General features: G+C 52.7%; 22 protein-coding genes. 10 read left to right on the forward strand and 12 right to left on the reverse strand.

The annotated features are described in order from the left end of the window. The first annotated feature begins 255 nt into the window (after nt 1-255). The 7 genes from ACJHX3_RS11480 to ACJHX3_RS11510 all read left to right on the forward strand — a co-directional run bounded on the left by ACJHX3_RS11480 (nt 256) and on the right by ACJHX3_RS11510 (nt 8,164). Complete coding sequence (locus ACJHX3_RS11480) at nt 256-864, forward strand: glutathione S-transferase (RefSeq protein WP_000779792.1); 609 nt, start codon at nt 256-258, stop codon at nt 862-864. A gap of 97 nt (nt 865-961) precedes the next feature. Beyond that, nucleotides 962-2,353 carry an L-seryl-tRNA(Sec) selenium transferase gene (gene selA, locus ACJHX3_RS11485; protein WP_000206243.1) on the forward strand — a complete coding sequence of 464 codons (1,392 nt, stop codon included), beginning with the start codon at nt 962-964 and terminating at the stop codon, nt 2,351-2,353. Continuing rightward, nucleotides 2,350-4,194, forward strand: coding sequence for a selenocysteine-specific translation elongation factor (gene selB / locus ACJHX3_RS11490; protein ID WP_094322017.1), 1,845 nt, complete (start codon nt 2,350-2,352; stop codon nt 4,192-4,194). The genes selA and selB overlap by 4 nt, the downstream gene beginning before the upstream one ends. Before the next feature lie 189 nt (nt 4,195-4,383). Next, entirely contained in the window at nt 4,384-5,535 is a 1,152-nt protein-coding gene (gene yiaY, locus ACJHX3_RS11495; RefSeq protein WP_094322016.1) for an L-threonine dehydrogenase, read from the forward strand. Between the two features lie 200 nt (nt 5,536-5,735). Next, complete coding sequence (gene aldB, locus ACJHX3_RS11500) at nt 5,736-7,274, forward strand: aldehyde dehydrogenase AldB (RefSeq protein WP_000183978.1); 1,539 nt, start codon at nt 5,736-5,738, stop codon at nt 7,272-7,274. Between the two features lie 277 nt (nt 7,275-7,551). Next, nucleotides 7,552-7,737, forward strand: coding sequence for a type II toxin-antitoxin system HicA family toxin (locus tag ACJHX3_RS11505; protein ID WP_000833473.1), 186 nt, complete (start codon nt 7,552-7,554; stop codon nt 7,735-7,737). Between the two features lie 16 nt (nt 7,738-7,753). Next, nucleotides 7,754-8,164, forward strand: a complete 411-nt coding sequence (locus ACJHX3_RS11510; protein WP_001560104.1) for a type II toxin-antitoxin system HicB family antitoxin — start codon at nt 7,754-7,756, stop codon at nt 8,162-8,164. Between the two features lie 71 nt (nt 8,165-8,235). Here ACJHX3_RS11510 and ACJHX3_RS11515 read toward each other — a convergent pair whose 3' ends face one another. Together ACJHX3_RS11515 and ACJHX3_RS11520 are read right to left on the reverse strand one after the other, a co-directional pair. After that, a complete protein-coding gene (locus tag ACJHX3_RS11515) occupies nt 8,236-10,200 on the reverse strand; it encodes a glycoside hydrolase family 127 protein (RefSeq protein ID WP_094322015.1) in 1,965 nt (654 codons plus the stop codon). A gap of 10 nt (nt 10,201-10,210) precedes the next feature. Then, nucleotides 10,211-11,611 carry an MFS transporter gene (locus ACJHX3_RS11520; RefSeq protein WP_094308425.1) on the reverse strand — a complete coding sequence of 467 codons (1,401 nt, stop codon included), beginning with the start codon at nt 11,609-11,611 and terminating at the stop codon, nt 10,211-10,213. A gap of 225 nt (nt 11,612-11,836) precedes the next feature. Between ACJHX3_RS11520 and ACJHX3_RS11525 the strand changes: the two genes are divergently transcribed. Further along, complete coding sequence (locus ACJHX3_RS11525) at nt 11,837-12,652, forward strand: AraC family transcriptional regulator (RefSeq protein WP_094308424.1); 816 nt, start codon at nt 11,837-11,839, stop codon at nt 12,650-12,652. 31 nt (nt 12,653-12,683) lie between these two features. On the opposite strand, the gene araD is transcribed toward ACJHX3_RS11525, so the two are convergent. The 9 genes from araD to yiaK form a co-directional block, all read right to left on the reverse strand. Beyond that, nucleotides 12,684-13,379 (reverse strand): L-ribulose-5-phosphate 4-epimerase, encoded by a 696-nt coding sequence (gene araD / locus ACJHX3_RS11530; RefSeq protein WP_000893142.1) that lies wholly within the window; start codon nt 13,377-13,379, stop codon nt 12,684-12,686. After that, nucleotides 13,373-14,233 (reverse strand): L-ribulose-5-phosphate 3-epimerase, encoded by an 861-nt coding sequence (locus tag ACJHX3_RS11535; protein ID WP_094308426.1) that lies wholly within the window; start codon nt 14,231-14,233, stop codon nt 13,373-13,375. The genes araD and ACJHX3_RS11535 overlap by 7 nt, the downstream gene beginning before the upstream one ends. Further along, a complete protein-coding gene (gene ulaD, locus ACJHX3_RS11540; protein WP_000089481.1) occupies nt 14,226-14,888 on the reverse strand; it encodes a 3-keto-L-gulonate-6-phosphate decarboxylase UlaD in 663 nt (220 codons plus the stop codon). The genes ACJHX3_RS11535 and ulaD overlap by 8 nt, the downstream gene beginning before the upstream one ends. Beyond that, a complete protein-coding gene (gene lyxK / locus ACJHX3_RS11545) occupies nt 14,885-16,381 on the reverse strand; it encodes an L-xylulokinase (RefSeq protein WP_094322014.1) in 1,497 nt (498 codons plus the stop codon). Before lyxK ends, ulaD begins: the two co-directional genes overlap by 4 nt. 3 nt (nt 16,382-16,384) lie before the next feature. Further along, nucleotides 16,385-17,371 carry a 2,3-diketo-L-gulonate TRAP transporter substrate-binding protein YiaO gene (yiaO, locus tag ACJHX3_RS11550; RefSeq protein WP_000776894.1) on the reverse strand — a complete coding sequence of 329 codons (987 nt, stop codon included), beginning with the start codon at nt 17,369-17,371 and terminating at the stop codon, nt 16,385-16,387. A gap of 12 nt (nt 17,372-17,383) precedes the next feature. After that, complete coding sequence (yiaN, locus tag ACJHX3_RS11555; RefSeq protein WP_094322013.1) at nt 17,384-18,661, reverse strand: 2,3-diketo-L-gulonate TRAP transporter large permease YiaN; 1,278 nt, start codon at nt 18,659-18,661, stop codon at nt 17,384-17,386. A 2-nt stretch (nt 18,662-18,663) separates the two neighbouring features. Beyond that, entirely contained in the window at nt 18,664-19,137 is a 474-nt protein-coding gene (gene yiaM / locus ACJHX3_RS11560; protein WP_000721664.1) for a 2,3-diketo-L-gulonate TRAP transporter small permease YiaM, read from the reverse strand. Between the two features lie 117 nt (nt 19,138-19,254). Continuing rightward, nucleotides 19,255-19,722, reverse strand: a complete 468-nt coding sequence (locus ACJHX3_RS11565) for a YhcH/YjgK/YiaL family protein (protein ID WP_000576069.1) — start codon at nt 19,720-19,722, stop codon at nt 19,255-19,257. An 11-nt stretch (nt 19,723-19,733) separates the two neighbouring features. Then, the gene (gene yiaK / locus ACJHX3_RS11570; protein WP_000869042.1) at nt 19,734-20,732 is read right to left on the reverse strand and encodes a 3-dehydro-L-gulonate 2-dehydrogenase; all 999 of its coding nucleotides are present in this window, start codon (nt 20,730-20,732) and stop codon (nt 19,734-19,736) included. Between the two features lie 200 nt (nt 20,733-20,932). On the opposite strand from yiaK, the gene yiaJ reads away from it, so the two are divergent. Both yiaJ and ACJHX3_RS11580 read left to right on the forward strand, forming a co-directional pair. Then, complete coding sequence (gene yiaJ / locus ACJHX3_RS11575) at nt 20,933-21,781, forward strand: IclR family transcriptional regulator YiaJ (RefSeq protein WP_000514245.1); 849 nt, start codon at nt 20,933-20,935, stop codon at nt 21,779-21,781. Between the two features lie 101 nt (nt 21,782-21,882). Continuing rightward, the gene (locus ACJHX3_RS11580) at nt 21,883-22,356 is read left to right on the forward strand and encodes a 4Fe-4S dicluster domain-containing protein (protein ID WP_001469358.1); all 474 of its coding nucleotides are present in this window, start codon (nt 21,883-21,885) and stop codon (nt 22,354-22,356) included. 151 nt (nt 22,357-22,507) lie between these two features. On the opposite strand, the gene avtA is transcribed toward ACJHX3_RS11580, so the two are convergent. Then, nucleotides 22,508-23,761 carry a valine--pyruvate transaminase gene (avtA, locus tag ACJHX3_RS11585; protein ID WP_000144366.1) on the reverse strand — a complete coding sequence of 418 codons (1,254 nt, stop codon included), beginning with the start codon at nt 23,759-23,761 and terminating at the stop codon, nt 22,508-22,510. Nucleotides 23,762-23,820 lie beyond the last annotated feature (59 nt).

Here is a 23,820-nt window from a genome sequence, read left to right on the forward strand (position 1 = left end):
CTGACGCGCCGCCGGTTTTCCGCTCATCTGCTCATCCTTGTTTTATCGGGTTATTTGTCTGCTGACAGGCGAAACCCTACAGATTTATAAGAAAGCCTTAAGTGAGATATCCGTCAGATAAGAACAATTAGGAAAATATTTATATCACCATGATAAATATGTGATTTATTGGGAAGTAACAAACCATCAACATTTTCTGCCCTTTTTCCCATCACCAGGCCATACTGATATTTTTCCTCGCACAAAGGACTCGGCATGAAACTCGTCGGTAGCTACACCAGCCCGTTTGTACGCAAACTTTCTATTCTGTTGTTAGAAAAGGGCATAACTTTCGAATTTATTAATGAACTGCCCTATAACGCGGACAACGGCGTGGCGCAATTTAACCCGTTAGGGAAAGTGCCGGTGCTGGTGACCGAAGAGGGCGAATGTTGGTTTGATTCGCCGATCATCGCTGAATATATTGAATTAATGAATGTCGCTCCGGCGATGTTGCCGCGCGATCCGCTGGAGTCGTTGCGGGTGCGCAAAATTGAGGCGCTGGCGGATGGCATTATGGATGCCGGGCTGGTATCGGTGCGTGAACAGGCGCGTCCGGCGGCGCAGCAGTCTGAAGATGAATTGTTACGCCAGCGGGAGAAAATCAACCGCAGTCTGGATGTGCTGGAAGGATATCTGGTCGATGGCACGCTCAAAACCGATACGGTCAATCTGGCGACTATCGCCATTGCCTGTGCCGTCGGATATCTCAATTTCCGCCGCGTTGCGCCAGGCTGGTGTGTCGACCGCCCACACTTAGTCAAACTGGTCGAAAACCTGTTTAGCCGCGAAAGTTTTGCTCGCACCGAACCGCCAAAGGCTTGATGCGCGATATGTCCTCCTGACCCATCTCACGTTACAATCCGTGGTTATGTTAAACGCCCTTCTCCGTGTGAGAGGGCCTTGATCAGCCAGGTTTCCTATGACAACCGAAACGCGTTCCCTCTATAGTCAACTTCCGGCTATTGATCGCTTATTGCGCGATAGCTCCTTCCTTTCTTTGCGTGATACTTATGGCCACACCCGCGTAGTGGAATTGCTGCGTCAGATGCTTGACGAAGCGCGAGAAGTGATTCGTGACAGCCAGACGCTGCCCGCATGGTGTGAAAACTGGGCGCAAGAAGTCGATGCCCGACTGACGAAGGAGGCGCAGAGCGCGCTGCGTCCGGTGATCAACCTGACGGGAACCGTGCTGCATACCAATCTTGGGCGAGCTTTACAGGCAGAAGCCGCGGTGGAAGCCGTTGCGCAGGCTATGCGTTCGCCAGTGACCCTCGAGTACGATCTGGACGACGCCGGACGCGGACATCGCGATCGGGCGCTGGCGCAGCTGCTGTGCCGCATTACGGGAGCGGAAGATGCCTGTATCGTTAATAACAATGCGGCGGCGGTGTTATTGATGTTGGCGGCCACTGCCAGCGGGAAAGAGGTGGTGGTTTCTCGCGGCGAACTGGTGGAGATTGGCGGCGCGTTTCGTATTCCTGATGTCATGCGTCAGGCAGGCTGCACCCTACACGAAGTGGGGACCACCAACCGCACGCACGCTAATGATTATCGTCAGGCGGTGAATGAAAATACCGCGCTGTTGATGAAAGTACACACCAGTAACTACAGCATTCAGGGATTCACCAAAGCGATAGATGAAGCGGAACTGGTGGCGCTCGGCAAAGAGCTGGATGTTCCCGTAGTGACTGATTTAGGCAGTGGCTCGCTGGTCGATCTTAGCCAGTTCGGTTTGCCGAAAGAGCCAATGCCGCAGGAGTTGATTGCGGCGGGCGTCAGTCTGGTGAGCTTCTCCGGCGACAAGTTGTTAGGCGGGCCGCAGGCTGGAATTATTGTTGGTAAAAAAGAGATGATCGCCCGCCTGCAAAGCCATCCACTGAAGCGTGCATTACGCGCGGATAAAATGACCCTCGCGGCGCTGGAAGCCACGCTGCGTCTTTATTTACACCCTGAGGCGCTGAGTGAAAAATTACCGACCCTGCGTCTGCTTACCCGCAGCGCAGAGGTCATTCAAATCCAGGCACAACGTTTACAGGCCCCCCTTGCCACACATTACGGCGCGGAGTTTGCGGTACAGGTTATGCCATGTCTTTCGCAGATTGGCAGTGGTTCGCTGCCGGTTGATCGCCTGCCGAGTGCGGCATTAACGTTTACACCCCATGATGGACGCGGTAGCCACCTTGAGTCATTAGCCGCCCGCTGGCGTGAATTGCCAGTGCCGGTGATTGGTCGTATTTATGACGGACGATTGTGGCTGGATTTACGCTGCCTTGAAGATGAGCAACGGTTTTTGGAGATGTTGTTGAAATGATTATTGCGACTGCCGGACACGTTGACCACGGCAAAACAACCTTATTGCAGGCGATTACTGGCGTAAATGCCGATCGTCTGCCGGAAGAAAAAAAGCGCGGCATGACTATCGATCTCGGCTATGCCTACTGGCCGCAGCCGGATGGTCGCGTGCCTGGTTTTATCGACGTACCCGGTCATGAAAAGTTTCTTTCCAACATGCTGGCGGGCGTTGGTGGTATCGATCACGCGCTGTTGGTGGTGGCGTGCGATGACGGCGTGATGGCACAGACCCGTGAGCATCTGGCGATTTTGCAGCTGACCGGTAATCCGATGCTGACAGTGGCGCTGACCAAAGCCGATCGCGTGGACGAAGCGCGTGTTGATGAGGTTGAACGCCAGGTAAAGGAGGTGCTACGGGAATACGGTTTTGCTGAGGCAAAACTGTTTATCACCGCAGCAACCGAAGGTCGGGGAATTGATGCCCTGCGCGAGCATCTGCTTCAGTTACCAGAACGCGAACACGCCAGCCAACATAGTTTCCGCCTCGCGATCGACCGTGCATTTACCGTAAAAGGTGCCGGGCTGGTCGTCACCGGTACGGCGTTAAGCGGGGAAGTGAAGGTAGGCGGTTCACTCTGGCTGACTGGTGTAAATAAACCGATGCGCGTGCGTGCGCTACATGCGCAAAATCAGCCAACAGAAACTGCCCATGCCGGGCAGCGTATCGCGCTTAACATCGCGGGTGATGCGGAAAAAGAGCAGATTAACCGTGGCGACTGGCTGCTTGCCGATGCGCCGCCGGAGCCGTTCACACGGGTGATTGTCGAGCTTCAAACCCATACACCGCTGACCCAGTGGCAGCCGCTGCATATTCACCACGCCGCCAGCCACGTTACGGGACGCGTTTCGCTGCTGGAAGATAACCTTGCCGAGCTGGTGTTCGACACGCCGCTGTGGCTGGCGGATAACGATCGCTTAGTGCTGCGCGATATCTCGGCCCGCAACACGCTGGCGGGGGCGCGTGTGGTGATGCTTAACCCGCCGCGTCGCGGTAAGCGTAAGCCGGAATATCTGCAATGGCTGGCGTCTCTTGCACGGGCGCAGAGCGATGCCGATGCGTTATCTGTTCATCTGGAACGCGGAGCGGTTAACCTTGCGGATTTCGCCTGGGCACGGCAGCTCAACGGCGAAGGGATGCGCGAACTGCTGCAACAGCCTGGCTATATTCAGGCTGGTTATAGCTTGTTGAATGCGCCGGTTGCCGCCCGCTGGCAGCGGAAAATTCTCGACACATTAGCGACTTATCATGAGCAACATCGCGATGAACCTGGTCCTGGGCGCGAACGTCTGCGACGTATGGCGTTGCCAATGGAAGATGAAGCGCTGGTACTGTTGCTGATTGAAAAGATGCGCGAAAGCGGCGACATCCTCAGTCATCACGGTTGGCTGCATCTGCCGGATCATAAAGCGGGCTTCAGCGAAGAGCAGCAGGTCATCTGGCAAAAAGCAGAGCCGCTGTTTGGTGACGAACCGTGGTGGGTGCGTGACCTGGCAAAAGAGACGGGAACCGACGAGCAGGCAATGCGCCTGACGCTACGCCAGGCGGCGCAGCAGGGGATAATTACCGCGATCGTTAAAGATCGTTATTACCGTAACGATCGGATTGTCGAGTTTGCCAATATGATCCGCGATCTCGATCAGGAGTGTGGTTCAACCTGCGCGGCGGATTTCCGCGATCGCTTAGGTGTAGGCCGAAAGCTGGCAATTCAGATTTTGGAATATTTTGACCGCATTGGCTTTACGCGTCGTCGTGGAAATGATCATTTATTGCGCGACGCATTATTATTTCCGGAAAAATAAGGAAATGATTAATTAAGTTTTAAAATAAATTAATACAAAATTCTTATGAATTTAAAAAAAGCACATTGTTTAATGAATACAATGTGCTTTTTATTAGATTAATTTTGATAATCAATAATACTGATCATATTTTCAAATGAAAATCCTCAGTAAGCTGCCCGCCCTTTTTTACACTTTCAGGAGTGTGTTATGGCAGCTTCAACCTTTTTTATTCCTTCCGTGAATGTTATTGGTGCTGATTCATTGAATGATGCAATGAATATGATGGCAGATTATGGATTTACCCGTACCTTAATTGTCACTGACAATATGTTAACGAAATTGGGTATGGCGGGTGATGTGCAAAAAGCACTGGAAGAACGCAATATTTTTAGCGTTATTTATGATGGCACCCAACCTAACCCCACCACGGAAAACGTCGCTGCAGGTTTGAAATTACTTAAAGAAAATAATTGCGATAGCGTGATTTCCTTAGGCGGTGGTTCTCCACACGACTGCGCAAAAGGTATTGCGCTGGTGGCAGCCAATGGTGGCGATATTCGCGATTACGAAGGCGTTGACCGCTCTGCAAAACCGCAGCTGCCGATGATCGCCATCAATACCACGGCGGGTACGGCCTCTGAAATGACCCGTTTCTGCATCATCACTGACGAAGCGCGTCATATCAAAATGGCGATTGTTGATAAACATGTAACTCCGTTGCTTTCTGTCAATGACTCCTCGCTGATGATCGGTATGCCGAAGTCACTGACCGCCGCAACGGGTATGGATGCCTTAACACACGCTATCGAAGCGTATGTTTCTATCGCTGCAACGCCGATCACTGACGCTTGCGCACTGAAAGCGGTGACCATGATTGCCGAAAACCTGCCGTTAGCCGTTGAAGATGGCAGCAATGCTAAAGCGCGTGAAGCAATGGCTTATGCCCAGTTCCTCGCTGGTATGGCGTTCAACAACGCATCTCTTGGTTATATTCATGCGATGGCGCACCAACTGGGCGGTTTCTACAATCTGCCGCACGGTGTATGTAACGCCGTTCTGCTGCCGCATGTTCAGGTATTCAACAGCAAAGTTGCCGCTGCGCGTCTGCGTGACTGTGCTGCTGCTATGGGCGTGAACGTGACAGGCAAAAATGACGCGGAAGGCGCAGAAGCGTGCATCAATGCCATCCGTGAACTGGCGAAGAAAGTGAATATCCCGGCAGGCCTGCGTGACCTGAACGTGAAAGAAGAGGATTTCGCGGTACTGGCCACCAATGCCCTGAAAGATGCGTGTGGGTTTACTAACCCGATTCAGGCAACTCACGAAGAGATTGTGGCAATTTATCGCGCTGCGATGTAATCATCATTCCCCCAATGGCTGGCTAATTGTCAGCCATTTTTTTAACTATCTCAAAATTTGCGATTTTTGAGAGAGTTTTAGTTATCTCTGTAATCCTTGCCCGTAAATTCGTGATAGCCGTCGTAAAGCTGTTACCGACTGGCGAAGATTTCGCCAGTCACGTCTACCCTTGTTATACCTCACACCGCAAGGAGACGATCATGACCAATAATCCCCCTTCAGCACAGATTAAGCCCGGCGAGTATGGTTTCCCCCTCAAGTTAAAAGCCCGCTACGACAACTTTATTGGCGGCGAATGGGTAGCCCCTGCCGATGGTGAGTATTACCAGAACCTGACGCCGGTGACCGGGCAGCTGCTGTGCGAAGTGGCGTCTTCGGGCAAACGAGACATCGATCTGGCGCTGGATGCTGCGCACAAAGTGAAAGATAAATGGGCGCATACTTCGGTGCAGGATCGCGCGGCGATACTGTTTAAGATTGCCGATCGGATGGAGCAGAACCTCGAACTGTTAGCGACGGCAGAAACCTGGGATAACGGCAAACCCATTCGCGAAACCAGTGCTGCTGATGTGCCGCTGGCGATTGACCATTTTCGCTATTTTGCCTCGTGTATTCGGGCGCAGGAAGGCGGTATTAGTGAAGTGGATAGCGAAACTGTGGCTTATCACTTCCACGAACCGTTAGGCGTGGTGGGGCAGATTATTCCGTGGAACTTCCCGCTGCTGATGGCGAGCTGGAAAATGGCTCCCGCGCTGGCGGCGGGCAACTGTGTGGTGCTGAAACCCGCACGTCTTACCCCGCTTTCTGTACTGCTGCTAATGGAAATCGTCGGTGATTTACTGCCGCCGGGCGTGGTGAACGTGGTTAACGGCGCTGGTGGGGAAATTGGCGAATATCTGGCGACCTCGAAACGCATCGCCAAAGTGGCGTTTACCGGCTCAACGGAAGTGGGCCAACAAATTATGCAGTACGCCACGCAAAATATTATTCCGGTAACCCTGGAACTGGGCGGCAAGTCGCCAAATATCTTCTTTGCTGATGTGATGGATGAAGAAGATGCCTTTTTCGATAAAGCGCTGGAAGGCTTTGCACTGTTTGCCTTTAACCAGGGCGAAGTTTGCACCTGTCCAAGCCGTGCTTTAGTGCAGGAGTCTATCTACGAACGCTTCATGGAACGCGCCATCCGCCGTGTTGAAAGTATTCGTAGCGGTAACCCGCTCGACAGCGTGACGCAAATGGGGGCGCAGGTTTCTCACGGGCAACTGGAAACCATCCTCAACTACATTGATATCGGTAAAAAAGAGGGCGCAGACGTGCTCACCGGCGGGCGGCGCAAGCTGCTGGAAGGCGAACTGAAAGACGGATACTACCTCGAACCGACTATTTTGTTTGGTCAGAACAATATGCGGGTGTTCCAGGAGGAGATATTTGGCCCGGTGCTGGCGGTGACCACCTTCAAAACGATGGAAGAAGCGCTGGAGCTGGCGAACGATACGCAATATGGCCTGGGCGCGGGCGTCTGGAGCCGCAACGGTAATCTGGCCTATAAGATGGGGCGCGGCATTCAGGCTGGGCGCGTGTGGACCAACTGTTATCACGCTTACCCGGCACATGCGGCGTTTGGCGGCTACAAACAGTCGGGCATCGGACGCGAAACCCATAAGATGATGCTTGAGCATTACCAGCAAACCAAGTGCCTGCTGGTGAGCTACTCGGATAAACCGTTGGGGCTGTTCTGATATAAGAAGCTGGTCGCATTGGGTATTCATTGCCTGATGCGACGTTTGCGCGTTTTACCAATTCAAATGTCTACGTCTTGAATGACTGAATATTGATTGAACTTAATTACGAGTCTCCTCGCATATTTTCTACCAATTACTGCACACCGTTATTCTCCTTCCGAGCGGCATTCCTGAGTCAACTTTATCCCCCTGACGGCCCATATAAATCGCGCTATCGTGATTGTTATCGCTAATTGTGTGTGTATCGTGTGTATAATCATGGAAGGGCAGGGATGTGAAAAGTGCAGACGTGATCGCCATCCTGAAGCAGCATGGCTGGGAACATATTCGAACCCGTGGCAGTCATCATCAGTTCCGCCACCCTGTTCATCCGGGTCTGGTGACGGTTCCGCATCCTAAAAAAGATATTAAGCCCGGTACGCTGGCGCAAATTGGGCGTCAGGCTGGTTTAACATTTTAACATTTCAGGAGGCAATATGTTTTATTCCGCCTATATCCACAGTGATCCTGACGGTAGCGCCAGCGGTTTTTTCCCTGATGTTCCAGGCTGTTATTTTGCTGGTGATACGCTGGACAACGCTTTCCAGGATGCGCGAAGTGCACTTGTCGCGCACTTCGAAACCTTATGCGAGATGAATGAAGAGTTGCCGCTTCCAGGCTCTGTGGAAACACATCTGGTCCAGCGTGCGCAGGACTTTATTGGCGGGCAATGGTTGCTGGTGGATATCAATATGAATCAGTTCGAAGGTCGGGCTGAACGTATCAATATTACGATGCCGAAAAGATTACTGAACAAGATTGATACCTACGTGCGCAATAACCCAGACTACGCCAACAGAAGTGCGTTTCTGGCGGAAGCTGCCCGGCGTGTATTGCCGGGCGCTTAATCCCGCGTTTCGATGGTTGGCGGGCAACCGCACCGATATGTTGATACTGATAAGACGCGTTAAGCGTCGCATCATGCGCTGGTTTCCTCATTCACCCAGATCCGCATTTCGCCTTCACCCCGGTTAGCCCAGCTAAACCACGGGATAAATGTCAGAGTTTGCGGCTGGCGTTTGGCTGGGGCATAGTCGTAATGCCACAGCGGTTGCTGCTCTGGATTGCTCTGTTCATACCGGTAACCCGGAGCCTGGATTAAGATCTTATGGCGGAACAATCCTTTGCCTTCAAATGTCGTAAATGGCGCATCGGCGGGCAGCCACAGGTTATGCAGTGACTCGCCGTTGTCGGCCTGTTCCAGGCAATACACCAGCGGGCCGCGCTGAATCGCCACTTTTCCGGCGACGTGACGCACCAGCGGGTTACCGTAAACGCGACGTACCGGCATTGGCAAAGTCAGATTCAGCGTGTCACCCTCCTGCCATTCGCGGGTAATGTGCAAATACCCTTTACGAATATCCTGCTCGACCTCTTCCCCATTCAATATGATCTGCGGCTGTGTGCACCAGTCCGGCAGACGTAAAGCCAGCGTATGACGTACCGGCTGGGGCGATTCGACCGCAATCGTCACCTGCTCCTGCCACGGATAGTTCCCGCTAACCCGCAGGCGCAACGTGCCATTTTCTACCGGCACTTCCATGCTGTTTCCTGCGTAGATGTTGATATACAACGCATCTTCACGCGGCGTGTAGAGATAATGACCAATCGAGGTCAGCACGCGGGCGATATTTGGCGGACAACAAGCGCAGCCAAACCAACGCTGGCGGATCGGTTTAACGTGATCGTAGATATGGTTGAATTTCAGCGATTTTGGATGTACTTCCAGCGGATTCACATAGAAGAAATGTTTGCCATCCAGTGCCATGCCGCCGAGCACAGTGTTGTACAGCGCGCGCTCCATCACATCGGCATATTGACTGTCGCCTTCCATTTCCAGCATTCGCCGGGCGAACATCATCAGGCCGATGGAAGCACAGCTTTCGGCGTATACCGTGTCATTCGGCAGATCGTAATCGCTGCTGAACGCTTCGCCGCTGCTTTGTGAGCCAATGCCGCCGGTAATATATAACTGACGCTGGGCCATATTGTTCCACAGCCGCAGGCAATCCTGACGCTTGCTTTCATCGTGACTTAAACGCGCCAGATGTGCGACGCCAGTCATCAGATATACAAAGCGTACTGCATGTCCGATGGCGGTTTGTTGCTGTGCGATGGGCAAATGCGCCTGGCTGTAGGCTTTATCTTTCACCATCCACGCCGGGCCGTAGGTGTGCCAGTGCGAGGTCTGCCCGCGCTTTTCATATTCCTGGTCGTAATAGTGCGGTTGCGCACCACGCTGTTCGACAAAATAGTTCGTCAGCGCCAGGTAGCGCGGCTCTTCGGTCACTTCATACAGGCGCATTAGTGCCAGTTCAATTTCCGGGTGACCAGGATAACCGTGTAACTTACTTTCACCTGGACCAAATACGCTGTCGATATGATCGGCCAGACGGCAAACCACTTCCAGCAAGCGCCGCTTGCCCGTGGCCTGGAGGAAGGCGACTCCGGCTTCAATCAGATGACCGGCGCAGTAAAGTTCATGACACTCCGCCAGATTGCTCCAGCGTTCTTCGGGCGCTTTTACCGTAAAGTAAGTATTGAGATAGCCATCTTCGCACTGGGCGGAAGCGACCAGTTCGATTACCTCGTCAGCGGTTTTTTCCAGTTCGGCATCCGGCTTCTGGCACAGCGACCAGGCTACCGCTTCCAGCCATTTGGCGACGTCGCTGTCCTGAAACACCATCCCGTAAAATTCACCGTCTTGCAGTCCTGCGGCAATGCGAAAGTTTTCAATCGCATGGCTGGGTTCCGCTTCTGGGATACGATCGTTCAAGGCATCCCACTGATAAGGAATCACCACGTCGCGGACCAGTTGTTGGTACTGACCGAGGAACGGATCGCTGACCGTCAGTTTATGCAGATCGACTTCCGAAATGTTCATCTTGTGCTCCTTAAGGCTGTACATGACGCTGACGCAGGTCGCTAGCTATGCGTGACATCATAGGGTTATTGAGTTTGCAAAAGCGGATCGCCATCGCCAGCAGCAGGTGGAATAGCGCAGGCAGCAATGTTTCCATCGCCGCGATCCCGCCAAGCGAACTGGCGGTCTGGTTTTCCACGCCTGGCTGGTAGGCGACAAAAATAAACAGCAGGCTGATGATCCCGGCGCTGGAGGCCCAGGCCAGCTTGATGAAAAACAGATTGAAGGCGAAGTTCATGCCGGAAGAACGTACGCGGGTTTTCCACTCACCGTAGTCATCGGCAAAGGCCATCAATGAGAAGTGCAGTGGCAATGTGAAGCCAAGAATCACGCCATTACCGAGGATCACCGCCAGCCACAGCGTTTGATAAGCCGGGCCGGAGGGCAGGAACCACATCAACACCGCCAGCGCGGCGAGGAGCAGGTTGGTGTAGTAGTAAATTTTGACGGTATCGAAACGCCGCGTTAACGGGCTGACAATCACCGAGCCGATAATGGAGGCGAAGGTGACCATGGTGAAGAACAGCGACGTGTAGCCCGTACTGCCTTGTAAGACGTAGGTAATGAAGTACATATACCCACCGCCGCGAATATTAAAGACGTTAATCAGCAGGAAAGACATGACCAGCATCAGCAGCAGTTGGTCGTTGTTCCGCAGCCCGGCAAGATGTTCGCGCAGGGTAAATTTCCCCATTGTGGAGAGTGGCACCCGTTCACGAACCCAGAAGAAACAGCACAGGAACATCACCACGGCAATGGCGCACAATACGCCGACGCCCAGTTGATAGCCGCGCGCGGCATTACCCTGACCGAAGAGATCTACCATCCACGGTAAGCCTACCGAAACCAGAAATCCCGCTACGCCGCAGAGAACGAATCGCCAGGACTGGCAGGAGATCACTTCATTGTGGCGGGTGGTCATGGTGTTGATCAGCGCGCAGTACGGCACGTTGATGGCGGTATAACCGACTGAAAGGAGCAGGTAAGTGCCGAACGCCCAGGCGATTTTTACTCCCATGCTGGCATCTGGCACGGTGAACGTCAGGATGCCGATAATGCCGATGGGAATGGCAATCCATAACTGCCACGGACGAAAGCGCCCCCAGCGACTTTGCGTCCGGTCGGCAATGACGCCCATCACCGGGTCGGAGATGGCATCAAACACGCGCAGTGCAATAAACAGCGTGCCGACCAGCGCCGGAGTTAAGCCAAAAACGTCGGTGTAGAAAAAGGTGAGAAAGTTCATGATCAGGCAAGTTATTACGGTGCTGCCTGCGTCACCCAGGCCGTAGCCTATTTTTTCCCGTACAGATAACGCATCGTCAATTTTACCTTTAGCGATATCAGCGGTAGTAATCGGTGTAGAGGTCATAGATATTCCTCGTGAATAGGGAGCAATTTTTAGTTTTATTGCAATGACCTGATTAATTCTGCCGTGAACGGGAATATCAACAAGGCGAGAAAAGAGTAAAAAAAGGTGACGATTCCGACCTGAATTTAAAAGTGTGAATTGGATCAGGTGAAATTAATGTTTTTGATTAATAATCAAAAGGTAATGTGTTTAATCATTAATGAATAAGCGGGAAATTACATATCAATGCTCGAATTATCCATGACGTTACCGATTAAAGTGCAAAATGGTGGATTATTTATTTCCCGTGGCGTAGGGAGGCATCCGGCAAGGCGGCTGGAGTCATGGGAAATTATCTTTGTCGAAAAAGGTCGATTAGCGATTCAGGAAGAAGAGCGGATATTTCTGGTCGATGCGGGAGAGAGTTTATTACTCTGGCCGAACCGACAGCATGTTGGGGTAGAGGATTTTCCCGCCGATCTCAAATTTTACTGGCTGCATTTTGAGGTTAAAGCGCCGGACAACGACCCGCGCTGGCTCACTCATCTTAGCGTGCTGCAACAAACAAAGGTTGCCGATCGGCAGGCGCTGGTGGCCCTGTTTCGCCAGTTCTTAAGCGAACAGGAAAAGCATCAACGCACTCCGGCGCTGGAGTTTATTGTGCTGCTGATTTTGCAGCAGCTCACCCGTGACGCGCGTCTTGATGAACAGGCCGATGCCGCAGGTACCACGCTTGCCTGGAAAGCGCAGAAACTGATCCGCACGCAATATCATCGCCCGCTTTCTACGGCGCTTTTAGCCCGCGAGCTGTACTGCAATGCCGATTATCTTGGGCGTGTCTATCGGCGGGTGTTTCATCTGACGTTAACAGAAGCAATTCATCGCCAGCGAGTGCGCGAAGCCGAAAAGCTGTTAATTAGCGAAGCGCGATCGCTCACTGAAGTGGCGGCGTTGTGCGGGTTTAATGACGTTGGCTATTTCCGGCAGATTTTTCGCAAACACACCGGTTTAACGCCAGCTGCGTGGAAGCGACGTTACAGCAAGGAACATATCAATTCGTAGTGCCGGGGCAATGAAGCCCCGGCGTGAGGGATTACTGCCCGTAATAGGCATTGGCCCCATGCTTACGCAGGTAGTGCTTATCCAGCAGTTCGTTTTGCATCGCAGGGAGCTGCGGCGCAAGCTGGCGCGAGAACAGGCCCATATAGGCGCATTCTTCCAGTACTACGGCATTATGCACCGCATCGGCGGCATTTTTTCCCCAGGCGAACGGGCCGTGAGAATGCACCAGCACCGCCGGGATTTGTGCCGGACTCCTGCCGCGTTCTTCGAAAGTTTCAATGATCACTTCGCCGGTCTGATATTCATATTCGCCGTTAATCTCCTCTGCGGTCATCTGTCGCGTGCAGGGGATTGCGCCATAGAAATAATCAGCGTGCGTGGTGCCCCAGGCGGGGAGATCCAGCCCGGCCTGTGACCAGATGGTGGCGTGGCGCGAGTGGGTATGCACAATGCCACCGATTTCGGCATAGCGACGGTAAAGCGCCAGATGCGTTGGCGTATCGGACGAGGGCTTTTTGCTACCTTCCACCACCTTGCCGCTGGCTATCTCAACCACCACCATATCGTCGGCGGTCATCACGTCGTACTCGACGCCGGAAGGTTTGATTACCATCCATTGCCGCGTTTCGTCTACCGCGCTGACATTGCCCCAGGTGAACGTCACCAGATGGTGAGCGGGAAGTGCCAGATTCGCCGCCAGCACGTCGGCTTTCAGTTGCTCTAACATATAAAACCTGCCTCCTGCATACGCGCTTCAATCCAGCGCCGCACCTGAATAATCTCCAGCACCGGCTCTTTGGCTTTTTCGGTCCACATCTCAATCAGGAAAGAACCGCGATAGTTCAGTTCATGCAGCGTTTTGAAGATGCCAACGAAATCGACGCAGCCTTCGCCAAACGGCACGTCGCGGAACTGTCCGGGGCTTTGCCCGGTGACTGGCAGGGTGTCTTTCAGGTGGATCGCGGCGATACGATCAATGCCCAGTTTCAGTTCGGCGGGAACATCATTGCCCCAGGCGCTGAGGTTGCCGACGTCCGGGTAGACGGTGAACCACGGCGAGGCGAGCATCTCGTCCCATTTTTTCCATTTGCTGATGGAGTTCATAAACGCGGTGTCCATAATCTCCACCGCCAGCATGACTTGTGATGCCGCCGCCTGTTCGACCGCCCACGCCAGCCCTTCAGCAAAACGTTGCTGGGTGCCTTCGTCGTGGTCTTCGTAATAGACGTCATAACCCGCCAGTTGAATGGTGCGAATGCCGAGATCGCGCGCCAGGCGAATCGCTTTACTCATGATTTCCCGCGCCCGTTCGCGCACCGCCTTGTCCCGGCTGCCAAAGGGAAAGCGACGATGTGCGGACAGGCACATTGACGGAATGGCAACACCCGTTTCGATCATCGCGGCAACCAGCGAAGTCCTTTGTGCGGCGCTCCAGTCAAGACGTGAGAGCCGTTCGTCGGTTTCATCCACCGACATTTCGACAAAATCAAAGCCACAGCTTTTTGCCAGCACCAGCCGCTCCGGCCAGGAGAGATCTTTCGCCAGCGCTTTTTCATAAATCCCTAACGGATGATTACGCACGCGCGCCTCCCCAGATGGCATCAATTTGCGCATGGAAATCGCCAGCCACCTGCGCCGGATTTGCTGCGCCTGCCAGCGCCCGCCCGGCAATAAACGCTTTCACGCGGATATCTTTAAACAGCGGCAAGTCAGCAGGGGTAATCCCGCCGGTAATGGAAAGCTCAAGGCCGATATCGGAAAGCGCCTTCATGCGTGCCAGATCGGCTTCGCCCCACTGTTGCCCGCTGGCCTGCGCGTCGCGACCGCGATGATAAATCGCCTGCCGCACGCCAATACGATGCCAGTCGCGGGCGTCGTCCAGCGTCCAGTTACCGAACAGCTCTATCTGAATTTCACCACCGCAGCGTTGCGCCATGGCGTGGCCTTTTTCCACCGTCGCGAGCGGCGCGGCGCAGATGATGGTCATCCAGTTAGCGCCTGCGCCAAACGCCTGTTGCGCGAGCGTTTCACCAGCGTCGGCGACCTTCCAGTCAGCAACGATGATTTTGTCCGGGCACTGTTCGCGCAAGGCTTTCACCGCGCCAAGCCCTTCGTTTAAACAGAGAATGGTGCCCGCTTCGACGATATCGACGCTGTCTTTTAACAGCGTCACGTCGCGCTGCGCGGCTTCAAGTGATGAGTGGTCGAGGGCCAGTTGCAGAAGTGGTCGGCTCATAATGTGTGCTCCTTGATGCGGGCGTGATAACCCTGAAGTGCGGCAATGAGATGCTGATAACGTTGATATTTTTGTTGATAAAGCTGATGGGCGGTCATATCCGGCAGCAGTGTGCGCACCGGGTGCTGCAAGTCACGTTGGGCTTCGCTGAAATCGCGATAAACCCCGGTGCCGACGCTGGCGGCAAGCGCCGCGCCAAAACAGCCGGTTTCTTCCACCTGCGGCAGTTCGATACGCAGCCCGCTGACGTCCGCCAGCATTTGCATCCAGACATCGGAATGCGCCGGGCCGCCAGTGACGCGCAGGGTGTGCACATCAGTAAAACGTTCGCGCATTCGGTTGAGATGGGTCATATGGCTGAACACCACGCCTTCATAAATGGCCTGCAACAGGTGTGCGCGGGTGTGAATGGCCTGCATCCCGTAGAAACCGCTGGTCATCTCGAGTCCGGCGTTGCTGCCGTACAGGAACGGCAGGAAAAAGAGATCGCCCCCAGCCTTCGGCAAGCTGGCAACGGCCTGGTTGATCTCTGCAAATGAGATTTCTCCCCACTGTGCGGTAAACCATTCGAGGTTGCCGGAAGAGGTGGGGCTGGCTTCGTGAACGATAAATTGACCATCGTTAACGTAGCGACCATAGACATACGGATGCGCTTCACCGTCACGTAAACCACGGGTTATGCCGCTGGTCACCGCCCAGGTGCCCATCACCGCATTAAGGGTAAATTCGTCTTCGATCCCGGCACAGAGTGCGGTGGAAACCACATCAAACAGGCCGCCGACAACGGGCGTGCCCGCTTTCAGACCGGTCAGTGCGGCTGTCTGAGCGGTGATCTCCCCGCAGATTTCGGCAGATCCGACAACAGGCGGCAGGGCGTGGTTGATTTCAGCGATCCCAAGCCAGTCGGTGAGGCACGGGTCATATTCCCCAAGACTCATGTTGTAGAGATTGGACTCAGAAATATTGCTCTCTTCGCAACCTTTGACGCCGGTTAAACACCAGCGCAGGTAGTCGTGCGTCATCATCACGCAGCCAATTTGCGCGTAGCGTTCCGGTTCGTGCTCTTTCAGCCAGCGTAACAGCGACACCGGATGCCCGGTCCACAAGGTTTGTCGGGTCAGCGGGTAGAGTTTTTCCGGGATGCCATCTTCCTGCCAGCGACGAACGATTTCCATCGCCCGGCGATCCGAGGACAAAATGGCGTTACCGAGCGGCTTGTTGTTTTTATCCAGCAAAAACAAGCCCTTTCCCTGCGCGGAGATGCCGATACCGACAATTTGTTCCCCGCTGACGCCGGAATGGGTAAGCAGGGCGCGAATGACAGCCATGCAGCATTGCCACAGCTCTGCCATGTCGCGCTCTGCCCAGCCTGGCTGTGGATTTAATGCGCACAGCGGCAGGCGCTGCACGCCCGCCTCCCGGCCTTCTCGGTCATACAGCCCGGCTTTCAGCCAGCTACCGCCACAATCTAACCCCAGCCAGTATTGCGTCATGGTTTATTGCACCTCATCCACGGCTTTCAGCAGGTCAGCGCCCTGCGGAACATCTTTAACAAACATGTCACGGACCTGAGTACCCAGCGCATCGCTAAAGGCTTTGCGGTCGAGATCGGTGATGACTTCCACGCCCGCTTCTTTCATGCCATCGATGATTTTTTGCTGATCTTCGGCAACCAGTTTGCGCTGGTAGTTACCCGCTTCCTGCGCAGATGAGATCAGCGCCTGCTGGAACTCCGGGGTTAAGCCGTCAAACTTCGCTTTGTTGATCACCACCAGAAGTGGCGAATAGGCGTGGTGCGTCAGAGAAAGGTACTTCTGTACTTCGAAAAATTTTGCTGACCAGACGACGTTGATCGGGTGTTCCTGAGCGTCGATAGTGCGCGTTTCCAGCCCGGTATAGACTTCGGCAAACGGCATCGGGATCGGGTTAGCGCCAAAGACTTTGAATGCGGCGATATTCATCGGGCTATTGTTGGTGCGGATTTTCAACCCTTTCAGGTCTGCGGGGGTTTTAACTGGTGCGCGGGAGTTGGTGACATCGCGCCATCCGTTTTCCCAGTAGGCAAGTACTTTCAGTCCCTTACCTTCAAGTGAGGCTTTCAAATCATCACCGACTTTGCCGTCGAGCGTTTTATGCGCGTGAGCGGTATCGCGGAACAGGAAAGGGACATCAAGCAAGTTCATCACTGGTGATAACCCGGCAAAGTTATTCGAGCCGGACATTTCCATATCGATGGTGCCGCCACGTACGCCGCTGATCATCGCCTGCGCGTTACCGAGAGTGCTGTCCGGGAACAGTTTTAATTTCAGCTCGCCTTTGGTTCTCTCCTGCAATAAATCATTGAATTTTTTCGCCGCAATATGTTGCGAGTCGGTTTGTGAGGTTTCATAACCGAAACGTAAAGATTGTGCCGCCAGTGAAGATGTACTGAATGCAGCCAGGCCAGCAATGAATAATGCGTAGGTTACAGAGCGTAATTTCATAATATTTTCCTTTTAATTAATCCATTTCAAAGGGAGGATGATGAGATCGGGAATAAAAACAAATACGACTAATAATGAATATAAAACCAGGACGTAAGGGAAAACGCCTCTAACTGCATCATCGAATTTGAGTTTTGCCACCCCTGAAATAACGTTAAGCACATTACCGATAGGCGGTGTAATTAAGCCGATTGAGCAGTTAATGATAAACATGACACCGAAATAAATCAGATCGATTCCTGCCTCTTTAACTAAAGGCATTAATACCGGGGTAAGAATTAATACCGTCGGCGTTAAATCCATGACCATGCCGACAATCAGGATAGCCACCATAATGACGATAAACAGCAGGCGCGGTGAATCGACCAGCGGTTGCAGTAAATCAGAAACCATCATCGGCAGTTCAGCAATGGTGATCAGCCAGGCGGAAACTTGTGCCGAGGCCACCAGAAACATCACCACTGAGGTCGTTTTCGCTGCGCCAATGAGCACATGCCAAAGTGTGGCGAAGGTCATTTCACGGTAAATAACTGTGGCGACAAACAGCGCATAGAAAGCAGCAACGGCCCCGGCTTCGGTAGGGGTAAACAGACCGGAGCGAAACCCGCCAATAATGATGACTGGAAGAAACAGCGCCCAGATACCGGAGACAAAAGAGTGCCAGATTTCCTGCATCGTTGCTTTTTGCTGGCGGGGTAAATTAAGGCGACTGGCCTGCCACCACCAGGTAAGCATCAGCGTTGCGCCCATCATCATGCCAGGGGCAATGCCCGCCATAAACAGCTTACTGATGGATAATCCGCTGGAAACGCCGAAAATAATAAACGGAATGGAAGGGGGAATAATTGGCGCGATAATGCCGCCAGAGGCAATCAGCCCCGCCGCCCGGTTGACCGGGTAGTTGGCGCTGCGCATCATCGGCACCAGTAGAGCGGCAACGGCGGCGGTATCCGCAACGGCAGAACCAGAAAGGCTTGCCATAATCATAGCCGCCAGCACGCCGACGTAGCCCAGCCCGCCTGGTTTATGCCCCACCAGTTTCATCGGCAGGTCAACAATGCGTTTTGACAAGCCGCCCGCATTCATGATTTCACCCGCCAGCACAAAGAACGGAATCGCCAGCAGGGAGAAGCTGTCGGCTCCGTTCACCAGCGTTTGTGCCATGATCTGGACATCAAACATGTCCAGCCAGAACATTAACGCCGCTCCGCACAACAACAGTGCCCAGGCAATAGGCAAACCGATAGCAATACCACCCAACAGACAGCCCAGAAAAATCAGCACAGCCATGATTAAGCTCCTTGCGGTGGCGACGTTAGAGAATTGCTACGCGTGATGAGTTGATATAAATGACGCAGTTCAAAGAATGCGATAACGAGGCTGGTGGGCAGACAAGCGGCATACATCAGGCCGATAGGCAAACCGAGGATCGGTGAATAATCGCTCCAGTCCTGAATTGTTTTTAGCGTTGCGCCCCAGGCCAGTGCGCCACAAATAAATAAGATTAAGGAATGGGTAACCAGAGCGACTCGTCGCTGCCATGCGGGGGAGAGTTTCTCCACCAGAAAGGTGACCTGAACGTGGGCGTTATCCATAAAAGCCACAATCGCGCCAATAAATGTTAACCAGACAAATAAATAACGTGACAATTCATCTACAGATAAAATGCTTGTCTGAAAACCATATCTTAAAATAATGTTTATAAACACAATACAGGAAAGTACGGCGAGATTAATCGCCAGTATTGCTTCAAGTATTTTTTTCATAGCTATTCCTTGAGGCTATGTCTGTCATAATTCAAGTTGCATGTGCAGCAACCTAAATTATTAATATAGTTAGAGCAATAACATTACCCAGGCGTTCTGGCGTAGACGATTATTCGATTAATTCAGCGCTGTTAATGCGACTTTAACCACAATTTTTCGTATCTCAGAGGCTGTTTGCAGAATACAACCTGGTCGATGAACATCCTGCGGGAAGAAAATAGCGTAGCTGCCCGGTATCATTTCTATAAATGATTCATGTTCACTATCGTGATAAAAAATAATATCGCGCTGCTCTAATAGTGATTCGCTGACTTTATTATTTCCCGTATCAATAGCAATGCCGATTTTCTCTTCACCCCACGCCAGAAACTGAATATCGATATACCGACGATGCACTTCCGGACGGTTTTCCGCCGCTTCGCGTGTGGTTAAATCGATAATTTGCGCATAAATATTCTTGCCGTCGATTTCGACAACACCCGGCTCCAGGGCGTTGAAATCGGTAGCGCGCAGAAAATCGAGCGCCTTTTCAATGGCGGCAGGCAAACGGCACGGATTGGGTTGCGCGATATGTCCAAAAATCATGACTTATCTCCTCATAACGCCTGGATTTTGGCCCACACGCTGTCATCAACGGTGATGCCGTTACGGCGGTTTTCGGCCAGCAGGGTAGTAAATTCGTGGCCGGGTAAGCGGATGGCCTGGTTTTCGTCAGCGCGTTCAGCGGTAGTAACGTAATCCATGATGCGTTGCAGCTTTGCATCGCGGGTGGGGCCGTCGATCAATTTATCCACTTCGATGGCGATAAAGATTTGCGAAACGCCGTATTCGTCGCTGTTGTCCTGGGTGACTTCGGCAACCGATGCGCCGTCGGAAAGGAGAGTGGCGATCATATCCAGCACAATCGACATGCCAGAACCTTTCCAGTAGCCCATCGGCAAAATGCGGCGATTCTTCTCGATAACGCCAGGTTCTTTGGTCAAATTGCCCTCATCATCAAAGCCACCATCAACCGGGAGCTGACGACCTGCCAGACGGTTAACTTCTAACATGCCGTAAGAGAACATCGACATCGACATATCGACCATGGTGATTGGGGTAGAAGGAATGGCGACGATCAGCGGGTTGGTGCCGATGCGACACTCTTTTGCGCCCCACGGCGGCATTACGGCGATGGAGTTGGTCCAGCAAATGCCAATATAGCCTTTTTCCGCCGCCTGCCAGCCGTAGCTGCCGCCGCGCATCCAGTGGTTGGCATTACGTAGTGCCACCAGACCAATACCGTGATCGGCAGCCAGTTCAATGGCGCGATCCATCATCTTTTTCGCTGTCAGGTTACCGATCGAACGCTGAGCGTCCCACTGTTCAATTGCGCCGAGGCTGGTTATACGTTTGGGTTGGGCATCGGGAATGATATCGCCGTTTTCCAGTTGTTGAATGAAACGAGGGAAACGGTTGACGCCGTGAGAATAAACGCCGGATTCGGTGGTGCGGGCGAACATTTCGGCACAGGCATCAGCCGTTTCGCTGTCAACGCCGCGTGAAATTAAGACTCGATTAAAGGCTGCTTTTAACTGCTCAAATGTCACTTTCATCCCTGGCTTCCTTGTTTTTTTGATCGCTTTTTTGGCTTAAAATTTCAATATGCGAAATCTAATTTCAAATACATCGATCGCTTTTTAACAAAGCAATCTGATTGATGAATTTCAAAAAACTTAAAAATCAAGTGGTTATAAATTATCTGTCGAGATCGTGAACTACGACACACTTTGCGCTACCATCAGGACGCGACAAAATGGGGAAAGAAGTGATGGGAAAAAAAGAGAACGAGATGGCGCAGGAAAAAGAGCGTCCAGCCGGAAGCCAGAGTCTGTTTCGCGGGTTGATGCTGATTGAGATTTTGAGCAACTATCCAAACGGTTGTCCGTTGGCGCATCTTTCGGAACTGGCTGGTTTAAATAAGAGTACCGTCCATCGCTTATTGCAGGGATTACAGTCCTGCGGCTATGTGACCACCGCGCCCGCCGCAGGGAGTTACCGCCTGACTACCAAATTTATTGCCGTCGGGCAGAAGGCGCTGTCTTCGCTGAATATCATTCATATCGCCGCTCCGCATCTTGAGGCACTGAACATCGCCACTGGTGAAACCATTAACTTCTCCAGCCGCGAAGACGATCACGCTATTTTGATTTATAAGCTGGAACCCACAACTGGGATGCTGCGAACCCGTGCCTATATAGGCCAGCATATGCCGCTCTACTGTTCCGCAATGGGCAAGATCTACATGGCGTTTGGTCACCCGGACTACGTGAAGTCATACTGGAAAAGCCATCAGAATGAGATCCAGCCGTTAACCCGCAATACCATTACCGAGCTGCCCGCGATGTTCGACGAACTGGCGCACATTCGTGAAAGCGGAGCGGCGATGGACAGAGAAGAAAACGAACTCGGCGTCTCCTGTATTGCTGTTCCGGTGTTTGATATTCATGGGCGGGTGCCGTACGCCGTGTCGATTTCGCTTTCGACATCACGTCTGAAACAGGTGGGGGAGAAAAATCTCCTGAAACCACTGCGTGAAACCGCGCAGGCTATTTCTAATGAACTGGGATTTACTGTCAGGGACGACCAGGGCGCGATCACATAACGCTTTGGACAAGTGCCAAAACTTTAACATTTCCTTCGTTGGATCAAAGCAGTAGAGACGCGCTCTCTGGCACTCTGCTGTTTTAGTGCAAAGGAGTGATCATGAACCGGTTTATTATTGCGGATGCGACGAAATGTATCGGTTGCCGTACCTGTGAAGTGGCTTGCGCAGTGTCGCATCAGGAGAATCAGGATTGCGCTGCGTTGTCACCAGACGAGTTTATTTCCCGTATCCGTGTTATTAAAGACCACACCTGGACCACGGCAGTAGCCTGCCATCAGTGTGAAGATGCGCCGTGCGCGAATGTCTGCCCTGTAGACGCTATTCGCCGCGAACATGGGCATATTTTCGTTGAACAATCACGTTGTATTGGCTGTAAAAGCTGCATGCTGGCGTGTCCATTTGGTGCAATGGAGGTCGTTTCATCGCGTACAAAGGCGAGGGCGATTAAGTGCGATCTCTGCTGGCATCGGGCGACAGGGCCGGCCTGTGTTGAAGCCTGCCCGACAAAGGCGTTGCAGTGTATGGATGTTGAGAAAGTGCAGCGAAATCGGCTACGACAACAGCCTGTTTGAAACGTTTTTCCGGCGTTTTTTAACGCAGGAATAGTGCGCTTTGTTTATGCCGGATGCGGCTTAAACGCCTTATCCGGCCTACAAATTTTTCCAAATTCAATATATTGCAGAAATCATGTAGGCCTGATAAGCGTAGCGCATCAGGCAATTTTTAATGACTTTCAGCCCAGGCGCGTTCAATCTCTTCCGCCAGAATCTTCACCCCTGCTTCAATTTTATCCGGCTCCGGTACGTAGTTCATGCGCATACATTGATGCGTATGCGGCCACGGTTTATCCAGCCCTGGGAAGAAGTTGTGGCCCGGCACCATCAGCACGCCGCGCGCCTTCAGACGCAGATAAAGCTGCTCGGTGGTAATTGGCAAATCTTTAAACCATAGCCAGAGGAAAATGGCTCCTTCGGGTTTATGAATCAGGCAGCGATCTTCCGGTAAATAGCGGCGAATGATGGCGATAGTCTCCTGAACACGCTGGTAATAGAACGGCTTGATGACCGTTTCTGACAGGCGCAGCAGATCGTTACGCTTAATCATTTCACACATTATCGCCGGACCAATGCCGCCAGGCGCGAGACTGATAATGCCGTTCATATTAGTGATGGCGGTGATGATTTTTTCATTGGCGATGATAATGCCGCAGCGCGAACCTGGCAGACCTAGCTTGGAAAGGCTCATGCATAGCACGATATTCGGATTCCACAGCGGGCGCGCTTCGCTAAAGATGATGCCCGGGAACGGGACGCCATAGGCGTTATCAATCACCAGCGGGATCCCGTGCTGATTCGCCAGCGCATCCAGCTTCAGCAACTCTTCATCGGTTATCACATTACCTGTTGGGTTCGTCGGTCGCGAGACGCAAATCATCCCCGTCTCTTCGCCAATGCGCAGATGTTCGAAATCGACGTGATATTTAAACTGGCCTTCCGGCAGCAGTTCAATATTCGGACGCGCAGAGACAAACAGATCTTCTTCCAGTCCGGCGTCAGCGTAGCCAATATATTCAGGTGCCAGCGGGAACAGCACTTTTTTGACCCGACCATCGGCACGGCGTCCGGCAAACAGATTAAATAAGTAGAAAAACGCGCTCTGGCTGCCGTTTGTTAGTGCAATATTCTGTGGTTCGATATCCCAACCCAACTTCTCGCGCAGCATTCCGGCAAGCAGTGTGAGTAGCTCCGTTTTCCCCTGTGGACCGTCGTAATTGCACAGTGCATCAGTCGCTTTGCCACTTTCCAGCATGTCGGTCAGTAGCGTCTGGAAGTAGTCCTGCATTTCCGGGATCTGCGCTGGATTACCGCCGCCGAGCATAATCGCGCCAGGCGTGCGTAAACCGTCGTTCAGATCTTCCATCAGCAGCGTAATGCCGGAGTGGCGGGTAAATTTGTCACCAAAAAGGGAGAATGTCATAGCGGGATATCTGTCGAACTCTGTAGCAAGGAAGGTAACAATAACGCTACATTTGCTGG

Source organism: Escherichia sp. WS1265, from assembly GCF_046487585.1.
GTDB classification, from domain to species: Bacteria; Pseudomonadota; Gammaproteobacteria; order Enterobacterales; family Enterobacteriaceae; genus Escherichia; species Escherichia coli.